Below are 16,418 nucleotides of genomic sequence, written 5' to 3' on the forward strand. Positions count from 1 at the left end.
GGGTTTGTTTTTTTTTGTTCTCTTGTGGGTTTTTTTTTTTTTTTCTTTGTGGGCGGCGGCCGCCGGGCCCCCCCTCTGGCCGGGCCCGCGGGGGGGCCCGCCCCTGTGTTTCGTGCCCGTGTCGCGCGCTGTTCCTAGACCCGCACCTGGACCGCGCGGGACAGGCGGTCGTGGAGGCCGCGGCCGTCGCGGTCCCAGATCAGTGCGGGGATGACCACGGCCAGCAGCAGCGTGCGCAGGACCACCCGGCCGACGCCGAGGCGGCCGCCGCTCTCCGAGACGACCCGCAGGCCCAGGAGCCGCTTGCCGGGGGTGAAGCCCACCGTGCCGACCGTCAGGATGCTCAGGGCGACGAACAGTGCGAGGGTCCAGTTGCCCGCCGCCGTCAGGTCGCCGCCCGTGATCAGCCCGTATGCGATGAGCTGGCAGCCGACCCAGTCGATGGCCACGGCTCCCAGCCTGCGCCCGAACCGCGCCACCGAGCCGGGCCCCTCCTGCGGCAGGCCGAGCCGCTGGCCCGGATAGCCGAAGTCGACGCCCATCTCCTCGGCGGCCGCGCGGGGGCCGGAGAGCCAGGATCCGATTGCTTGCCTGTTGTCCACCCGACCACGGTACCGGTGGCGCTCCACGGCACTCCGAGCGGACCCTGGTTAACTTGAGCGAAACAAATGGGTCATGCTTGAGAAATCCCGTCTGCTTATGGTCGGGTCAGCGTGCGGCACCGCACTGACGCACCACGAGCTATAAACCCGTCCCTGCCCCGGGGTGGGAGTAGGAGGAGTTGGATGTTCCAGAACGCCGACGAAGTGAAGCAGTACATCGAGGAGAACGACGTCAAGTTCGTCGACGTCCGCTTCTGCGACCTGCCCGGTGTGATGCAGCACTTCACCATCCCGGCTCGGGCGTTCGACCCGGCGGAGGAGCTCGCCTTCGACGGTTCGTCGATCCGCGGCTTCCAGGCCATCCACGAGTCCGACATGGCTCTGCGTGCCGACATCACCACCGCGCGTCTCGACCCGTTCCGCAAGGACAAGACGCTCAACATCAACTTCTTCATCCACGACCCGATCACGGGTGAGGCCTACAGCCGCGACCCGCGCAACATCGCGAAGAAGGCCGAGGCGTACCTCGCCTCCACCGGCATCGCCGACACCGCGTACTTCGGTCCCGAGGCCGAGTTCTACATCTTCGACAGCGTGCGCTTCGCGACCACCGCGAACGAGGGCTTCTACCACATCGACTCCGAGGCCGGCGCCTGGAACACCGGTTCCACGGAGAACAACCGCGGCTACAAGGTCCCGATCAAGGGCGGTTACTTCCCAGTCGCCCCGGTCGACCACTTCGCCGACCTGCGCGCCGAGATCTCCCTCGAGCTGGACGCCCAGGGCCTCCAGGTCGAGCGTCAGCACCACGAGGTCGGCACCGGTGGCCAGGCCGAGATCAACTACAAGTTCAACACGCTGCTCGCCGCGGCCGACGACCTGATGCTCTTCAAGTACATCGTGAAGAACGTCGCCTGGCGCAACGGCAAGACCGCGACCTTCATGCCGAAGCCGATCTTCGGTGACAACGGCTCGGGCATGCACGTGCACCAGTCGCTGTGGGCGAACGGCGACCCGCTGTTCTACGACGAGGCCGGCTACGCGGGCCTGTCGGACACCGCGCGCTACTACATCGGCGGCATCCTCAAGCACGCCCCGTCGCTGCTGGCCTTCACCAACCCGACGGTGAACTCGTACCACCGCCTGGTCCCGGGCTTCGAGGCCCCGGTCAACATGGTGTACTCGCAGCGCAACCGCTCCGCCGCCATGCGCATCCCGATCACGGGCTCGAACCCGAAGGCCAAGCGCGTCGAGTTCCGCGCCCCGGACCCGTCGTCCAACCCGTACCTCGCCTTCGCGGCGCTGCTGCTCGCGGGCCTCGACGGTGTCAAGAACAAGATCGAGCCGATGGAGCCGATCGACAAGGACCTCTACGAGCTCTCGCCCGACGAGCACGCGAGCGTCCCGCAGGTCCCGACCAGCCTCGAGGACGTCCTCAAGGCCCTGGAGGAGGACCACGAGTACCTCCTCGCCGGCGGTGTCTTCACCCCGGACCTGATCGAGACCTGGATCGACTACAAGCGCACGAACGAGATCGCCCCGATCGCGCAGCGTCCGCACCCGCACGAGTTCGAGCTGTACTTCGACCTCTAAAGCGCCTGGTGAAAGGCCCCCTGCCGCTCTCTTCGGAGAGTGGCGGGGGGCCTTTCCGCTTTGACAGCTCGGCTGGGCAGGGCGAGGGTTGAAATGACCTTAAAGGCCCAATAAGCGACATGTTCGGAGGTGCATGGAAATGCGCCGTAGGATCGTTGCGGCAGTCACGGCGGGGGCTGCGGGAATCGTCTTGGGGATGCTCCCGGTGGCCAGTGCTTCGGCGTCGGCCCTCACGGGGGGCGGCGGCGGGGGCGACGGGGGCTACGACTGCTGGAGGTATCCCTCCAACCGCTCGGACGCCAGGTGGGACTGGTGCTGCAACCGTGACTGGCGCGACCGGCCCAGCTGGTGCTGGGACAACGCCGGAGTCGGCGCCGACCGCGGCTACTGGCGTGACAACGACTGGTACTACGACTCCGGGTGGCGCGACAACAACTGGTACGACGCGAACTGGAACAACTCCGGGCGCGGCGACTGGAACGACCACCGCAACTGGAACGACGGCGGCGACGGCGGCAACTGGAACGACGGCGGCAACTGGAACGCTGGCGGCGGTGACGGCGGCAACTGGAACGGTGGCGGCGGCGGTGACGGCGGCAACTGGAACGGCGGCGGGGGCGGTGACGGCGGCAACTGGAACGGTGGCGGCGGGGGCGACGGCGGGGGCGGCGGAGGAGGCTGGGGTGGCGGCGGCCGCTGACCGGCCCCGGGGCACCCCGTCCCGATCCTGAAACCCACGTACGCGAAGCACGGGCGCGATGCCCCTGCCCCCGCTGCTCTCAGCGGAGCAGGGGCATCGCGCCCGTCAGTTCGTGCAGGCAGCGGACGGCGAGTTCGGCGGGGGAGCCGGGTCCCGAGACCGGGGCGTCCGTGGCCGACCACAGCTCCAGGGCGATGCGGATCGCGTCCGTGGCCGCCGCGGCGAGCAGGCGTACGCCGATCTCGTCGGCGCCGTCGCCGGCCAGCCGGGCGATCACCGGGGCCAGCTGCTCCTCGGAGTCCTGGTTCACGCGGTACCAGACCGCCCGCAGTGCCGGGTCGTCGGCGGCGGCGCGCAGCAGGCCGCGGGTCACCTCCAGGCCCTCCTCTATGGCCTGGAGGTCGCTCAGCGCCCGGGTGACCGCCCGCTCCAGGGCCTCCGCGAGGGGGGTGGCCGGGTCCTCCTCCGCCAGCAGGGCGCGCCAGGCGTCGCCGCCGCCCGCGAGCAGCGGGGCCACGGCCTCCTGCTTGTTGCGGAAGTAGCGGTAGAAGGTGCGCAGCGCGACGCCCGCGTGATGGGCGATGTCCTCCGCGGTGGTGGCGTCGGGGCCGCGCTCGGCGAAGAGTTCGCAGGCCGCGCGGGCGATGTCGAGCTGGGTGGCGGCCTTGCGGCGCTCGGTCAGCGACTGGGCTCCGGGGCCGGCCTGGGGGGAGTACGGACGTGGGGATCTCACGGGTGAAGACTACCTGCCGTGCTCTCCGGCGATTGCATGCTTTGACAGCCTGGCAAAACGTGTCATTTCTTCGGTACGCTCACCGCATGAACCGTTACGAAGGACGTCGCGTCCTCATCACCGGCGGTGGCTCCGGCATCGGCCAGGCCACCGTCCACCGCATCCTCTCCGAGGGCGGGCGTGTCCACACCGTGGACGTCAACGAGGCCGGTCTCAAGGCCACCGCCGAGCAGGCGGCCGCGGACGGCCACGCCGACCGGCTGACCACCGCCGTCCTCGACATATCCGACGAGGGCTCGGTCAAGGCCGGCGTCGCCGCGGCCGTCGACGCCCTCGGCGGCATCGACGTACTGGTCAACGCGGCGGGCATCCTGCGCTCCGCGCACACCCACCAGACCACGCTCGACTTCTGGAACAAGGTCATCGCGGTCAACCTGACCGGCACCTTCCTGATGATCCGCGAGTCGCTCCCGGCGCTCCTCGCGGGCGAGCAGCCGGTCGTGGTGAACTTCAGCTCCACCTCGGCGACCTTCGCGCACCCCTACATGTCCGCCTACGCGGCCAGCAAGGGCGGCATCCAGTCCATGACCCACGCGCTGGCCGCCGAGTACAGCAAGCAGGGCCTGCGCTTCGTCTCCGTCGCGCCCGGCTCCATCGAGAGCGGCATGACCACCGGCAACGGCCCGGGCCTGCCCGAGGACACCGACTGGTCGCTCTTCGCGAAGCTCGCCCCGGCCCTCGGCCAGGGCTTCGCCGGCCCGCAGACCGTGGCCGGCGTCGTCGCCATGCTGGGCTCCGAGGACGGCGCCTTCATCACCGGTACGGAGATCCGTATCGACGGCGGCACGCACTACTGACGGACGGTCGGGCCGCCGAGCCCACCGCGCCCACCGCCGCCACCACGGCCGCTACGGCCTGAAGCGGTCCCAGAGCCGGGGGAAGCGCTCCGCGAGCACGGCTTCGTTCTCGAAGTCCAGCGGGGCGCCCCCCGGCTCTGCCGGTTGCACCGGGATGCCGAGATCGGGCGCCACCGCCCCGGTCAACTGCTCGTACGCCTCGTCGGCCGCGTACCCCAGCTCCTCGCCGTCCCCGTCGATCTCCTCGTCGAAGTCGCCCAGCAGCTCCGCCAGCTGGTCCGGATCGTGCACGCCGCCCTCGAAGACCTCCCGCCCCTGGCCGATCAACCAGCAGCGGAAGTAGTCGAACGCGTCGTCGCTCGCCCCGTCGAGCAGCACCCATGCCGCGCCCCACAGGTCCCAGGTGTAGGCCCGGTTGTAACGGGCCTCGAAGTGCCGGGCGAAATCCAGTACGGAGTCCGGATCGAGCTGCGCGAGCCGCTCCACGAGCAGCTCGGCGTGCTCCTCGGGGTCGCCCTCGGCGGCCTCGCGGGTACGGTCGACGATCTCCCAGAACTCCGTCTCGTCCATCACCGTCCCAGCATCACGGGTCGACCCCCCCACCGCCACCGCGCATACGGCCAAAGGCCGGTTGTCCCACCTTCTCGGCCGAACCCCGGGGCCGGGTACGCCGAAACGCCGCGAGGCGGCCCACCCCGAAGGGTGGACCGCCTCGCGGTCGGATCCGTACGGCTCAGAGGCCGTAGCGCTCCCGGGCCTCCTTGACGGCGGACGCCGGGACCTCGCCGCGACGGGCGAGCTGGGCCAGCGAGGCCACCACGATCGACTGGGCGTCGACACCGAAGTGGCGGCGGGCGCCCTCACGGGTGTCGGAGAGGCCGAAGCCGTCCGTGCCCAGCGAGGTGTAGTCCTGCTCGACCCACTGGCTGATCTGGTCCGGGACCTGACGCATCCAGTCGGAGACGGCCAGGACCGGGCCCTGGGCGCCTTCCAGCGCGCGGGTGACGTACGGGGTGCGCACCTCGCCGCGCAGCAGCGCCTCGTCGCACTCCAGCGCGTCGCGGCGCAGCTCGCCCCACGAGGTCGCGGACCAGACGTCGGCGGACACGTTCCACTCGGCGGCCAGCAGGCGCTGCGCCTCCAGCACCCAGTGGATGGCCGTACCCGAGGCCATCAGCTGGATCTTCGGGGCGTCGGCGGCCGGGGCCGCCTCCAGGTCCGCCGCCGTGTTGAAGCGGTAGAGGCCCTTGACGATGCCTTCCTCGACGCCCTCGGGCATCGCGGGCTGCACCTTCGGCTCGTTGTAGACCGTCAGGTAGTAGAAGACGTCCTCGGGCTGCTCGCCGTACATGCGGCGCAGACCGTCCTTGACGATGATCGCGATCTCGTACGCGAAGGCCGGGTCGTAGTTCAGCGACGCCGGGTTCGTGGACGCGATCAGGTGCGAGTGACCGTCCGCGTGCTGGAGGCCCTCACCGGTCAGCGTGGTGCGGCCGGCGGTGGCGCCGACGATGAAGCCCTTGCCGAGCTGGTCGGCGAGCTGCCACATCTGGTCGGCGGTGCGCTGCCAGCCGAACATCGAGTAGAAGATGTAGAACGGGATCATCGGCTCGCCGTGCGTCGCGTACGACGTGCAGGCGGCGATGAAGTCGGCCATGGCGCCGGCCTCGGTGATCCCCTCGTTGAGGATCTGGCCGTCCTTGGCTTCCTTGTAGTACATGAGCTGGTCGCGGTCGACCGGCTCGTACGTCTGACCCAGCGGCGAGTAGATGCCGGCCGACGGGAAGAGGGACTCCATACCGAAGGTACGGGCCTCGTCCGGGACGATCGGAACCCAGCGCTTGCCGGTCTCCTTGTCGCGCATCAGGTCCTTGACGAGGCGGACGAAGGCCATGGTGGTGGCCATCTCCTGCTTGCCGGAACCCTTGATGAGCGGGGCGAAGGAGCGGTCGGCCGGAGCCGGCAGGGCCACGTGGTGGACCTTGCGGGCCGGGGCGGGGCCGCCGAGGGCCGCGCGGCGCTCGTTCAGGTACTGCACCTCGGGGCTGTTCGCGCCCGGGTGGCCGTACGGGACCTTGCCGTCGACGAAGGCGCTGTCCGGGATCGGGAGGCCAAGGAGGTCACGCATGTCCTTGAACTCGTCGACGGTCAGCTTCTTCATCTGGTGGTTCGCGTTCTTCGACTCGAACCCGGCACCCAGCGTGTAGCCCTTGACGGTCTGCGCGAGGATGACCGTCGGCGCGCCCTTGTGCTCCAGGGCGGCCTTGTACGCGGCGTACACCTTGCGGGGCTCGTGGCCGCCGCGGGAGGTGTGGAAGCACTCGGCGATCTTCGCGTCGGAGAGCAGGCCGCCGAGGGCGACGAGCTCGGCGTTGGCGCCGAAGAAGTGCTGGCGGATGTAGGCCACGTCGCGGGTCGCGTACGTCTGGAACTGCGCGTCCGGTACCTCGCGCAGGCGGCGTACCAGGGCGCCCGTGGTGTCGAGCTGGAACAGCTCGTCCCAGGCGGAGCCCCACAGGGTCTTGATGACGTTCCAGCCGGCGCCGCGGAACTGGGCCTCCAGCTCCTGCACCACGCGGAAGTTGGCGCGGACCGGACCGTCGAGGCGCTGCAGGTTGCAGTTGATGACGAAGGTCAGGTTGTCGAGCTGCTCGCGGGAGGCGAGGGCCAGGGCGGCGGTCGACTCGGGCTCGTCCATCTCGCCGTCGCCGAGGAAGGCCCAGACGTGCGAGTTCGCGGTGTCCTTGATGTTCCGGTTCTGCAGGTAGCGGTTGAAACGCGCCTGGTAGATCGCGGAGAGCGGGCCGAGGCCCATGGAGACCGTGGGGAACTCCCACAGCCACGGCAGGCGCCGCGGGTGCGGGTAGGACGGCAGGCCGTTGCCGCCGGACTCCTGGCGGAAGTTGTCGAGCTGCTGCTCGGAGACGCGTCCGTCGAGGAAGGCGCGGGCGTAGATGCCGGGGGAGGCGTGGCCCTGGATGTAGAGCTGGTCGCCCGATCCGTCGGCCTCCTTCCCGCGGAAGAAGTGCTGGAAGCCGGTCTCGTAGAGCCAGGCCGCCGAGGCGAAGGTGGCGATGTGGCCGCCGACGCCGTACTTGGAGCCGCGGGTCACCATGGCGGCCGCGTTCCAGCGGTTCCATGCGGTGATCTTGGCTTCCATCTCCTCGTCACCCGGGAACTCGGGCTCGGCGGAGGTGGGGATGGTGTTGACGTAGTCCGTCTCCAGCAGCTTGGGGAGCGCGAGGCCGGCGGCCTCGGCGTGCTGGAGGGTGCGACGCAGCAGGTATTCGGCCCGGCGCGTACCGGCGGCCTTGGCGACGGCGTCGAGGGAGGCCGCCCATTCGGCGGTCTCCTCGGTGTCGCGGTCCGGGAGCTGGTCGAGCTCGCTCGGAAGCTTTCCTACGGGGTCGGACATCGCTGTGCGCCGCCTTCCGGGTAATGGAGAGGTGGTGAAAAATCCCTGACGGGCAGGACAGGGTCGTCGGACCTGGTTGAGGTCCGCGATGACTGTAAATCCCTGATCGATGATCGATCAAATAAATGTGACGAAGAAACGTCCATGGGGCAAAAGTCGGCACCGGGTGCCAGAAAATCGGGCACCCGGTGCCGGGCAAATCGGGGCAATAGGGCCGGTCAGGCGCGCGGTGCGCACCCCAGGACATGCCGCTTCACGAGCAGTCCGATGTCCGGATCCTGATTGCGGAACGCCTCCACGAGGGCCTCGTGCTCCTCCGCGTAGGACTTCTGGACGGTTCCCAGCCACCGGATGGACAGGGCCGTGAACACCTCGATGCCCAGGCTCTCCCAGGTGTGCAGCAGCACGCTGTTCCCGGCCGCCCGCACCATCTCCCGGTGGAAGCCCACCGTGTGCCGCACCTGCGCCGTGCCGTCCTCGCTGCGGTCGGCCTCCCACAGGGCCGCCACGTGCGGCTCCAGGGCGGAGCAGTCGGCCGCCAGCCGGGGCGCCGCCAGCTCGGCGGCGATCTGCTCCAGGCCCGCCCGGACCGGGTAGATCTCCTCCAGGTCCGCCGCCGAGAGATTCCGTACGCGCACGCCCTTGTTCGGCGCCGACTCGATCAGCCGCAACGTCTCCAGCTCGCGCAGGGCCTCGCGCACCGGGGTCTGGCTGACCTCCAGCTCCACGGCGATCCGGCGCTCGACGATCCGCTCCCCGGGCTTCCAGCGGCCGCTGACGATCCCCTCCACGATGTGCTCGCGGATCTGCTCGCGCAGCGAGTGCACGACGGGTGGGGTGATCATCGGGGCTTCAACTCCTGAGGGGTGTGCAGGAACGTGCGGGGCCTGATGCGTAGACAATACGGCCGCGTGCGCGAACACGAAGCGTTCCAGGTGGCAGGCGCCGGGTGAGGCTGGTTACAGGCGGCCCGCCGGAGCGCCCAGGGTACGACGACGGCGCCCCCGCCCGGGAGTTCCCGGGCGGGGGCGCCGTACGCGACAGCTCAGGCTGTGCGCGGGGCCTTACAGGCCGAGCTCGACCTCGAACTCGCCGGCCTCGAGGATCGCCTTGACGGCCGAGAGGTACCGGGCCGCGTCCGCGCCGTCCACCAGACGGTGGTCGTAGGACAGGGTCAGGTACGTCATGTCGCGGACGCCGATGACGGTGCCCTCGGGGGTCTCGATGACCACCGGGCGCTTGACCGTGGCACCGATGCCGAGGATGGCGACCTGGTTCGGCGGCACGATGACCGTGTCGAACAGGGCACCGCGCGAACCGGTGTTGCTGATGGTGAAGGTCGCGCCCGACAGCTCGTCCGGCGTGATCTTGTTGCCGCGGACCTTGGCGGCCAGATCGGCGGTCGCCTTGGAGATGCCCGCCAGGTTGAGGTCACCGGCACCCTTGATGACCGGGGTCATCAGGCCCTTCTCGGAGTCCACGGCGATGCCGATGTTCTCCGAGGCGAAGTAGGTGATGGTGCCCTCGTCGTCGTTGATCCGGGCGTTGACGACCGCGTGGGCCTTCAGCGCCTGGGCAGCGGCCTTGACGAAGAACGGCATCGGGGACAGCTTGACGCCCTCGCGGGCGAGGAAGCCGGCCTTGGCCTTCTCGCGCAGCTTCATGATCTTGGTGATGTCCACCTCGACCACGGAGCTGAGCTGCGCCTGCGAGTGCAGGGCCTTCATCATGTTGTCGCCGATGACCTTGCGCATGCGGGTCATCTTGACCGTCTGACCGCGCAGCTCGGAGACCGCGGCGGCCGGAGCCTTCGCGGCCGGAGCGGCGGCGGCCGGAGCCGGGGCGGCAGCGGCGGCCTTGGCGGCCTCGGCGGCGGCCAGGACGTCCTGCTTGCGGATACGGCCACCGACACCGGTGCCCGTGACCGTGTTCAGGTTGACGCCGGACTCCGAGGCGAGCTTGCGCACCAGCGGGGTCACGTACGCGCCCTCGTCACCGGCGGAAACCGGGGCGGCGGGGGCGGCAGGGGCGACCGGAGCCGGAGCGGCGACCGGGGCCGGAGCGGCCACGGGGGCCGGGGCGGCGACCGGAGCGGCCGGAGCCGGAGCGGCGGCGGCCGGGGCGGCCTGGACCGGGGCCGGAGCGGCGACCGGAGCCGCGGCCTGGACCGGAGCCGGGGCGGCGGCGGCCGGGGCGGCGGCCGGAGCGGCGCCCGCGACACCGATGACGGCCAGACGGGCGCCGACCTCGGCGGTCTCGTCCTCGCCGACCAGGATCTCCAGCAGGGTGCCGGCGACCGGCGCGGGGATCTCGGTGTCGACCTTGTCCGTGGAGACCTCGAGCAGCGGCTCGTCGGCCTCGACGGACTCGCCGACCTGCTTCAGCCAGCGGGTGACGGTGCCCTCGGTGACGGACTCGCCCAGCGCGGGCAGCACGACATCGGTGCCGGACGCGGCCGGGGCAGCGGCCGGGGCGGCCTCGGCGACCGGGGCGGGGGCCGCGGGGGCCTCCACGACCGGAGCCGGAGCGGCGGCGGCCGGCTCGGCAGCCGGGGCCGCGGCAGCGGCCGGGGCGCCGGAACCGTCGTCGATGACGGCCAGCTCGGCGCCGACCTCGACGGTCTCGTCCTCGGCGACCTTGATGGACGCCAGGATGCCGGACACGGGGGACGGGATCTCGGTGTCGACCTTGTCGGTCGAGACCTCGAGCAGCGGCTCGTCGGCCTCGACGCGCTCGCCCTCGGCCTTCAGCCAGCGGGTGACAGTGCCCTCAGTGACGCTCTCGCCGAGCGCCGGAAGGGTTACGGAAACCGACATGGTTTCTGTTGCTCCTTACGAAAGTGCGGAAGTGGTCGTCGCGCCCGTGACGATTAGTCGTGTGCGTGCAGCGGCTTGCCGGCCAGCGCGAGGTGGGCCTCGCCCATGGCCTCGTTCTGGGTCGGGTGCGCGTGGATGAGCTGCGCGACCTCGGCCGGCAGGGCTTCCCAGTTGTAGATCAGCTGGGCCTCGCCGACCTGCTCGCCCATCCGGTCACCGACCATGTGGACGCCGACCACGGCACCGTCCTTGACCTGGACGAGCTTGATCTCGCCCGAGGTCTTCAGGATCTTGCTCTTGCCGTTGCCCGCAAGGTTGTACTTCAGCGCCACGACCTTGTCCGCGCCGTAGATCTCCTTGGCCTTGGCCTCGGTGATGCCGACGGAAGCGACCTCGGGGTGGCAGTAGGTGACGCGCGGGACACCGTCGTAGTCGATCGGGACGGCCTTCAGGCCGGCCAGACGCTCCGCGACCAGGATGCCCTCGGCGAAGCCGACGTGCGCGAGCTGGAGGGTCGGGACGAGGTCACCGACGGCCGAGATCGTCGGCACGTTGGTCTGCATGTACTCGTCGACCAGGACGTAGCCGCGGTCCATCGCGACGCCCTGCTCCTCGTAGCCCAGGCCCTGGGAGACCGGACCGCGACCGACGGCGACCAGCAGCACCTCGGCCTCGAAGGTCTTGCCGTCGGCCAGCGTGACGCGCACGCCGTTCTCGGTGTACTCGGCCTTGTCGAAGAAGGTGCCGAGGTTGAACTTGATGCCGCGCTTGCGGAACGCGCGCTCCAGCAGCTTCGAGCTGTTCTCGTCCTCGACCGGCACGAGGTGCTTGAGGCCCTCGATGACGGTGACGTCGGAACCGAAGGACTTCCACGCCGAGGCGAACTCGACGCCGATGACGCCGCCGCCCAGCACGATCGCCGACTCGGGGACGCGGTCCAGGACCAGCGCGTGGTCGGAGGAGATGATGCGGTTGCCGTCGATCTCCAGGCCCGGCAGCGACTTCGGCACGGAGCCGGTCGCCAGCAGGACGTGGCGGCCCTGGATGCGCTGACCGTTGACGTCGACGGACGTCGGCGAGGAGAGGCGGCCCTCACCCTCGATGTAGGTCACCTTGCGGGAGGCCACAAGACCCTGCAGGCCCTTGTACAGGCCCGCGATGATCTCGTCCTTGTACTTGTGGACACCCGCGATGTCGATGCCCTCGAAGGTGGTCTTCACGCCGAACTGGGCGCCTTCGCGCGCCTGGTCCGCGATCTCGCCCGCGTGCAGCAGAGCCTTCGTGGGGATGCAGCCGTTGTGCAGGCAGGTGCCGCCGAGCTTGTTCTTCTCGATCAGGGCAACGTCCAGACCCAGCTGGGATGCGCGCAGCGCCGCGGCGTAACCGCCACTGCCACCGCCGAGGATCACTAGGTCGAAAACGGTGCTGGCGTCGTTCGCCACGTCACGTCCTCCATGCATGTGCGCCGGGCACCGGTCCTCTGTGACCGGGCGGCGGCTGGTATACGGCCGCTGTTTCTTCGGCCCTGTGGTGGGGGCCCTGTCCTGCCGAGAACCCATCTTCGCATTTGTCGGGGGAACGCGGGACGCCGGGCCCGGCATGTGGCAGGTCGTTCCGTCCGAAGTTCGGGTTACCGCTGCGTAGAAACCTACGGATTTCGTTGTCAGTGAACGCACCCCGGGCCCTGACCGACGTTCGATCAAGGCCCGGGGTGCTGAGCGTCACACGGACGCCTTCACATCAGGTGCGTCGGGGACCGCCTCAGCCGAGGTCGCCCGTGGCGGTGCGCTCCGCCAGCCGAACCAGGGTGCGCACGGCCGAGCCGGTGCCGCCCTTGGGGGTGTAGCCGTGCGGCGCGCCCTCGTGGAAGGCGGGGCCGGCGATGTCGAGGTGGGCCCAGGTGATGCCCTCGCCGACGAACTCCTGGAGGAAGAGGCCGGCCACCAGGCCGCCGCCCATGCGGACACCCATGTTCGCGATGTCGGCGGTGGGGGAGTCCATGGTCTTGCGCAGCTCGGCGGGGAGCGGCATCGGCCACGAGGACTCGCCGACCTCCTCCGCGATCTCGTGGATCGAGGTGCGGAAGGCGTCGTCGTTCGCCATGATCCCGAAGGTGCGGTCGCCGAGGGCCAGCACCATGGCGCCGGTCAGGGTGGCGACGTCGACGATCGCGTCCGGGTTGTCCTCGGAGGCCTTGGTCAGCGCGTCGCCCAGGACCAGACGGCCCTCCGCGTCCGTGTTGAGGACCTCGACGGTCTTGCCGCTGTACATGCGCAGCACGTCACCGGGCTTGGTGGCCGAGCCCGACGGCATGTTCTCGGCGAGCGCGAGCCAGCCGGTGACGTTGACCCGCAGGCCCAGCTTCGCGGCCGCGGTGACGGCGGCGAAGACGGCGGCGGCGCCGGCCATGTCGCACTTCATCGTCTCGTTGTGGCCGGCCGGCTTCAGGGAGATGCCGCCCGAGTCGTAGGTGATGCCCTTGCCGACGAAGGCCAGGCTCTTCTCCGCCTTGGGGTGCGTGTAGGAGAGCTTCACCAGGCGCGGCAGGTTCTCGGAACCCTTGCCGACGCCCATGATGCCGCCGTAGCCGCCCTTGACCAGAGCCTTCTCGTCGAGGACCTGGACCTTGATGCCGTTCTCCTTCGCGGTCGCGGACGCGACGGCGGCGAAGGCCTCCGGGGTGAGGTCGTTCGGCGGGGTGTTGACCAGGTCACGGGCCACGTTGACCTCGGTCGCGACGACCGTGGCGCGCTCGACGGCGGCCTTGTGCTCCTTGTCGCGCGGCTTGGCGCCCAGCAGGGCGACCTCGGCCAGCGGCAGCTTCGCCCCGTCGTTCTTGGCGGGCTTCTTCTCGCCGCCCTTGTACGCGGTGAAGGCGTACGCGCCCAGCAGCGCGCCCTCGGCCACCGCCGTGACGGCGGAGGCGTCGTCGAGGGGGAGGGCGAAGCCGGCCTTCTTGCTGCCGTGCAGCGCGCGGGCGGCGGCGCCGGCGGCGCGGCGCAGCACCTCCTCGTCGAAGGACTCGTCCTTGTCGGGGACGGAGCCGAGCCCGACCGCCAGCACGACCGGGACCTTGAGGCCCGCAGGCGCCGGCAGCTTCGTGGTCTCGCCTTCGGCACCGGTGGCGCCGAGTGCGTCGAGCACGTCGGAGAGCTTTCCGTCGTACGCCTTGTCCACGGCCTCGGCTCCGGCGGCCACGACCGGGCCCTTCGGGCCCTTCGCCACGCCGACCACAAGGGCGTCGGCGCGCAGCGTCGCAGCGCCGGCAGTGCTGAGAGTCAGAGCAGTCACGGTGGTGAAGTCTCGCTTCCGTTTGTATGTGTGGGCCGAAGGGGTGGACGGCCATCCGTGGCGATCGTATTCCGGCCCGACGGCTGCCGGAAATGAGCCTACGCGCAGGGACTGATCCGTACGTCACTCGAAGGTTTGGCAAGTTGTTCGATCATCGGGCCATCAGGTTCACCCATCTGTGGACTCTGCTCCAGGTTTGCTCCGTAGACCTGACGAGGTCCGAGAGACTCGGTCCACTCTCGCAAGGGGACGTGGGGTCCCTTTGCATGATTTCCACAGTGCCTCCCCGGCCCGGCCATCCGCCATGGGCCGTTGTCGAGGGATGCCTGCGGGGGGAAAGGCCGAAATGGTCAATAAGAACCGGATGAACAGGGCCGCCGCCGTCATGGCCGCCGCGGCCCTGGTGTCCGTGGCAGTGCCCGCCGTGTCCGCCCAGGCGGCCACGGCCCCGCGCATCGACCTGAAGGTGCTCGTCGTCGACGACGGCGGCAGCTCGGTCGAGGCCATCACCGCGGAGCTCCGCGACACCGGAGTCCCGTACACCCGGGTCCAGCTGGGCGCCCCCGGCCGGCCGGTCATCAACGCCGCGTTCCTCAGCGACACCGTCGACGGCCGGCCGCGCGCCAAGTACCAGGGCGTGGTCCTGCCGAACGAGAACCCCTTCGGGGAGGGATCGGCCGAGATGGCCGCGCTCGGCGCGTACGAGACGACGTACGGGATCCGCCAGGTCGACGCCTACACCTGGGCCCACCCCGGCGTCGGCCTGGAGTACACCGACAACGGCGGCTACAGCGGCCAGCTCGACGGCACCCAGGCCGCGGTCACCGCCGCCGGCAAGGCGGGCCCCTTCGCGTACCTCGGTGGCCAGGTCACCTTCGAGGACAACTCGGCGCTCGTCCCCGAGAGCTACGGCTTCATGGGCAAGCCGCGCGCCGGATACACCAGTTACCTCGACGCCCCGGTCGGCTCGGGCCGGGCCTCGCTCGTCGGCGAGTACGCCCACGACGGCCGCAGCGAACTGGTCGTCACCTTCGGCTACAACCAGTACCAGCAGCAGTTCCGGCTGCTCGCCCGCGGCATCGTCGACTGGCTCACCCAGGGGATCCACCTCGGCCAGAGCCGCAACTACTTCGCGGTCCACGTCGACGACGTCTTCGCCCCCGACGCCCGCTGGAACAAGGACCTCAACTGCACGCCAGGCGACTACGCCTGCGCGGGCGGCGAGGGCAAGGAAAGCACGATCCGGATGACCGCCGCGGACGCCGTCTACGCGGCGCAGTGGCAGACCTCCAAGAACTTCAAGCTCGACATGCTCTTCAACGCCGGCGCCGGCGAGGAGTGGAAGGCGGAGAACGGCGGCACCGACGCCCTCACCGCCCAGCTCGTCGCCGACCGGGCCAAGTACCGCTGGATGAACCACACCTACACGCACCCCTTCCTCGGCTGCGTCCAGGACACCAGCACCGTGCCCTGGACCTGCGTCAAGGACGCCACCGGCGCCATCAAGTACATGAGCCGCGCCGACATCTCCGCCCAGATCCGCGACAACAACAACTGGGCCGCCGCCAAGGGCATCACCACCGACCGGACCGAGATCGTCACCGGCGAGCACTCGGGCCTCAAGACCGCCCCGCAGCAGCCCCAGGACAACCCCAACCTGGCGGGTGCCTTCGCCGACAACGGCATCAAGTGGGCGGGCAGCGACAACTCCCGCGAACCCGCGCAGCGCCCGGTCGGCGCGGCCCTGACCGTGCCCCGCCACCCGATGAACGTGTACTACAACACGGGCACCAACGCGGAGATGGCCGACGAGTACAACTGGATCTACGGCAGCCGCGCCAACGGCGGCAGCGGCATCTGCGAGGACAACCCGGCGACCTCCACCTGTCTGCCGGCGGCCCTCGACGTCAACACCGGCTACCTGGGCTACATCGTTCCGCAGGAGGCCCGCACCGCCCTGCGCCACGTCCTCGCCAACGACCCGCGCCCGCACTACGTCCACCAGTCCAACCTCGCCGAGGACCGCACCCTCTACCCGGTGCTCAACCAGGTCCTCGACACCTACCGGGCGCTCTACGCACCCAGCGCGCCGATCGTCAACCAGAGCATGAAGGACACCGGCGTCGAGCTCAGCCGCCGTGCCGCCTGGGACAACGCCCTCGCCGGGGGCAAGGTCACGGCCTACCGCATCGGCACCGACGTCACCATCAAGGCGCCGTCCGGGGTCCTCGCCCCGGTCACCGCCCCCAACGGCACCAAGAAGCAACTGCTCCTCGGCACCGCGGACTTCGGCACCGCCTACGCCGGCAGCCGCTCCACCTGGGCCGGACCCGAGCTGCTCCAGAGCAGCGTCACCCTCCGACTGCCCAGCTGACCGACCCCGTGGTCCCGCACGACCGCGAGCCGTAACG

At 70.1% G+C, this 16,418-nt stretch carries 12 protein-coding genes; 4 read left to right on the forward strand and 8 right to left on the reverse strand.

Features of this window, described 5'->3' with window-relative positions; all coding sequences use genetic code 11:
• Positions 1–134: 134 nt before the first annotated feature.
• Positions 135–602 carry an RDD family protein gene (locus ACIQ5Y_RS36385; protein ID WP_403890671.1) on the reverse strand — a complete coding sequence of 156 codons (468 nt, stop codon included), beginning with the start codon at positions 600–602 and terminating at the stop codon, positions 135–137.
• Positions 603–785: 183 nt separating this feature from the next.
• Here ACIQ5Y_RS36385 and glnA point away from each other — a divergent pair, with 183 nt between their 5' ends.
• Both glnA and ACIQ5Y_RS36395 read left to right on the forward strand, forming a co-directional pair.
• Positions 786–2,195 (forward strand): type I glutamate--ammonia ligase, encoded by a 1,410-nt coding sequence (glnA, locus tag ACIQ5Y_RS36390; protein ID WP_403890674.1) that lies wholly within the window; start codon positions 786–788, stop codon positions 2,193–2,195.
• Between the two features lie 205 nt (positions 2,196–2,400).
• A complete protein-coding gene (locus ACIQ5Y_RS36395; protein WP_403890676.1) occupies positions 2,401–2,895 on the forward strand; it encodes a hypothetical protein in 495 nt (164 codons plus the stop codon).
• Between the two features lie 79 nt (positions 2,896–2,974).
• On the opposite strand, the gene ACIQ5Y_RS36400 is transcribed toward ACIQ5Y_RS36395, so the two are convergent.
• On the reverse strand, positions 2,975–3,628 hold the full coding sequence (locus tag ACIQ5Y_RS36400; RefSeq protein ID WP_403890678.1) for a TetR family transcriptional regulator: 654 nt from the start codon (positions 3,626–3,628) through the stop codon (positions 2,975–2,977).
• A gap of 86 nt (positions 3,629–3,714) precedes the next feature.
• Between ACIQ5Y_RS36400 and ACIQ5Y_RS36405 the strand changes: the two genes are divergently transcribed.
• Positions 3,715–4,485 carry an SDR family NAD(P)-dependent oxidoreductase gene (locus ACIQ5Y_RS36405; protein ID WP_403890680.1) on the forward strand — a complete coding sequence of 257 codons (771 nt, stop codon included), beginning with the start codon at positions 3,715–3,717 and terminating at the stop codon, positions 4,483–4,485.
• 51 nt (positions 4,486–4,536) lie between these two features.
• On the opposite strand, the gene ACIQ5Y_RS36410 is transcribed toward ACIQ5Y_RS36405, so the two are convergent.
• From ACIQ5Y_RS36410 to ACIQ5Y_RS36435, 6 genes are all read right to left on the reverse strand, one after another.
• Positions 4,537–5,055: a DUF4240 domain-containing protein gene (locus ACIQ5Y_RS36410; RefSeq protein ID WP_384594255.1), complete on the reverse strand. Its 519-nt coding sequence runs from the start codon at positions 5,053–5,055 to the stop codon at positions 4,537–4,539.
• A 163-nt stretch (positions 5,056–5,218) separates the two neighbouring features.
• On the reverse strand, positions 5,219–7,900 hold the full coding sequence (aceE, locus tag ACIQ5Y_RS36415) for a pyruvate dehydrogenase (acetyl-transferring), homodimeric type (protein ID WP_403890683.1): 2,682 nt from the start codon (positions 7,898–7,900) through the stop codon (positions 5,219–5,221).
• 218 nt (positions 7,901–8,118) lie between these two features.
• Positions 8,119–8,742 carry a GntR family transcriptional regulator gene (locus ACIQ5Y_RS36420; protein ID WP_365168326.1) on the reverse strand — a complete coding sequence of 208 codons (624 nt, stop codon included), beginning with the start codon at positions 8,740–8,742 and terminating at the stop codon, positions 8,119–8,121.
• Between the two features lie 222 nt (positions 8,743–8,964).
• On the reverse strand, positions 8,965–10,716 hold the full coding sequence (sucB, locus tag ACIQ5Y_RS36425; protein ID WP_403890686.1) for a 2-oxoglutarate dehydrogenase, E2 component, dihydrolipoamide succinyltransferase: 1,752 nt from the start codon (positions 10,714–10,716) through the stop codon (positions 8,965–8,967).
• Between the two features lie 53 nt (positions 10,717–10,769).
• Positions 10,770–12,158 (reverse strand): dihydrolipoyl dehydrogenase, encoded by a 1,389-nt coding sequence (gene lpdA / locus ACIQ5Y_RS36430; RefSeq protein WP_365168130.1) that lies wholly within the window; start codon positions 12,156–12,158, stop codon positions 10,770–10,772.
• Positions 12,159–12,477: 319 nt separating this feature from the next.
• Complete coding sequence (locus tag ACIQ5Y_RS36435; protein WP_403890688.1) at positions 12,478–14,007, reverse strand: leucyl aminopeptidase; 1,530 nt, start codon at positions 14,005–14,007, stop codon at positions 12,478–12,480.
• A 346-nt stretch (positions 14,008–14,353) separates the two neighbouring features.
• On the opposite strand from ACIQ5Y_RS36435, the gene ACIQ5Y_RS36440 reads away from it, so the two are divergent.
• Positions 14,354–16,381: a hypothetical protein gene (locus ACIQ5Y_RS36440; protein ID WP_403890690.1), complete on the forward strand. Its 2,028-nt coding sequence runs from the start codon at positions 14,354–14,356 to the stop codon at positions 16,379–16,381.
• Positions 16,382–16,418 lie beyond the last annotated feature (37 nt).

Origin of the sequence: Streptomyces sp. NPDC096339 (genome assembly GCF_044762985.1) — a bacterium.
Lineage (GTDB): Bacteria > Actinomycetota > Actinomycetes > Streptomycetales > Streptomycetaceae > Streptomyces.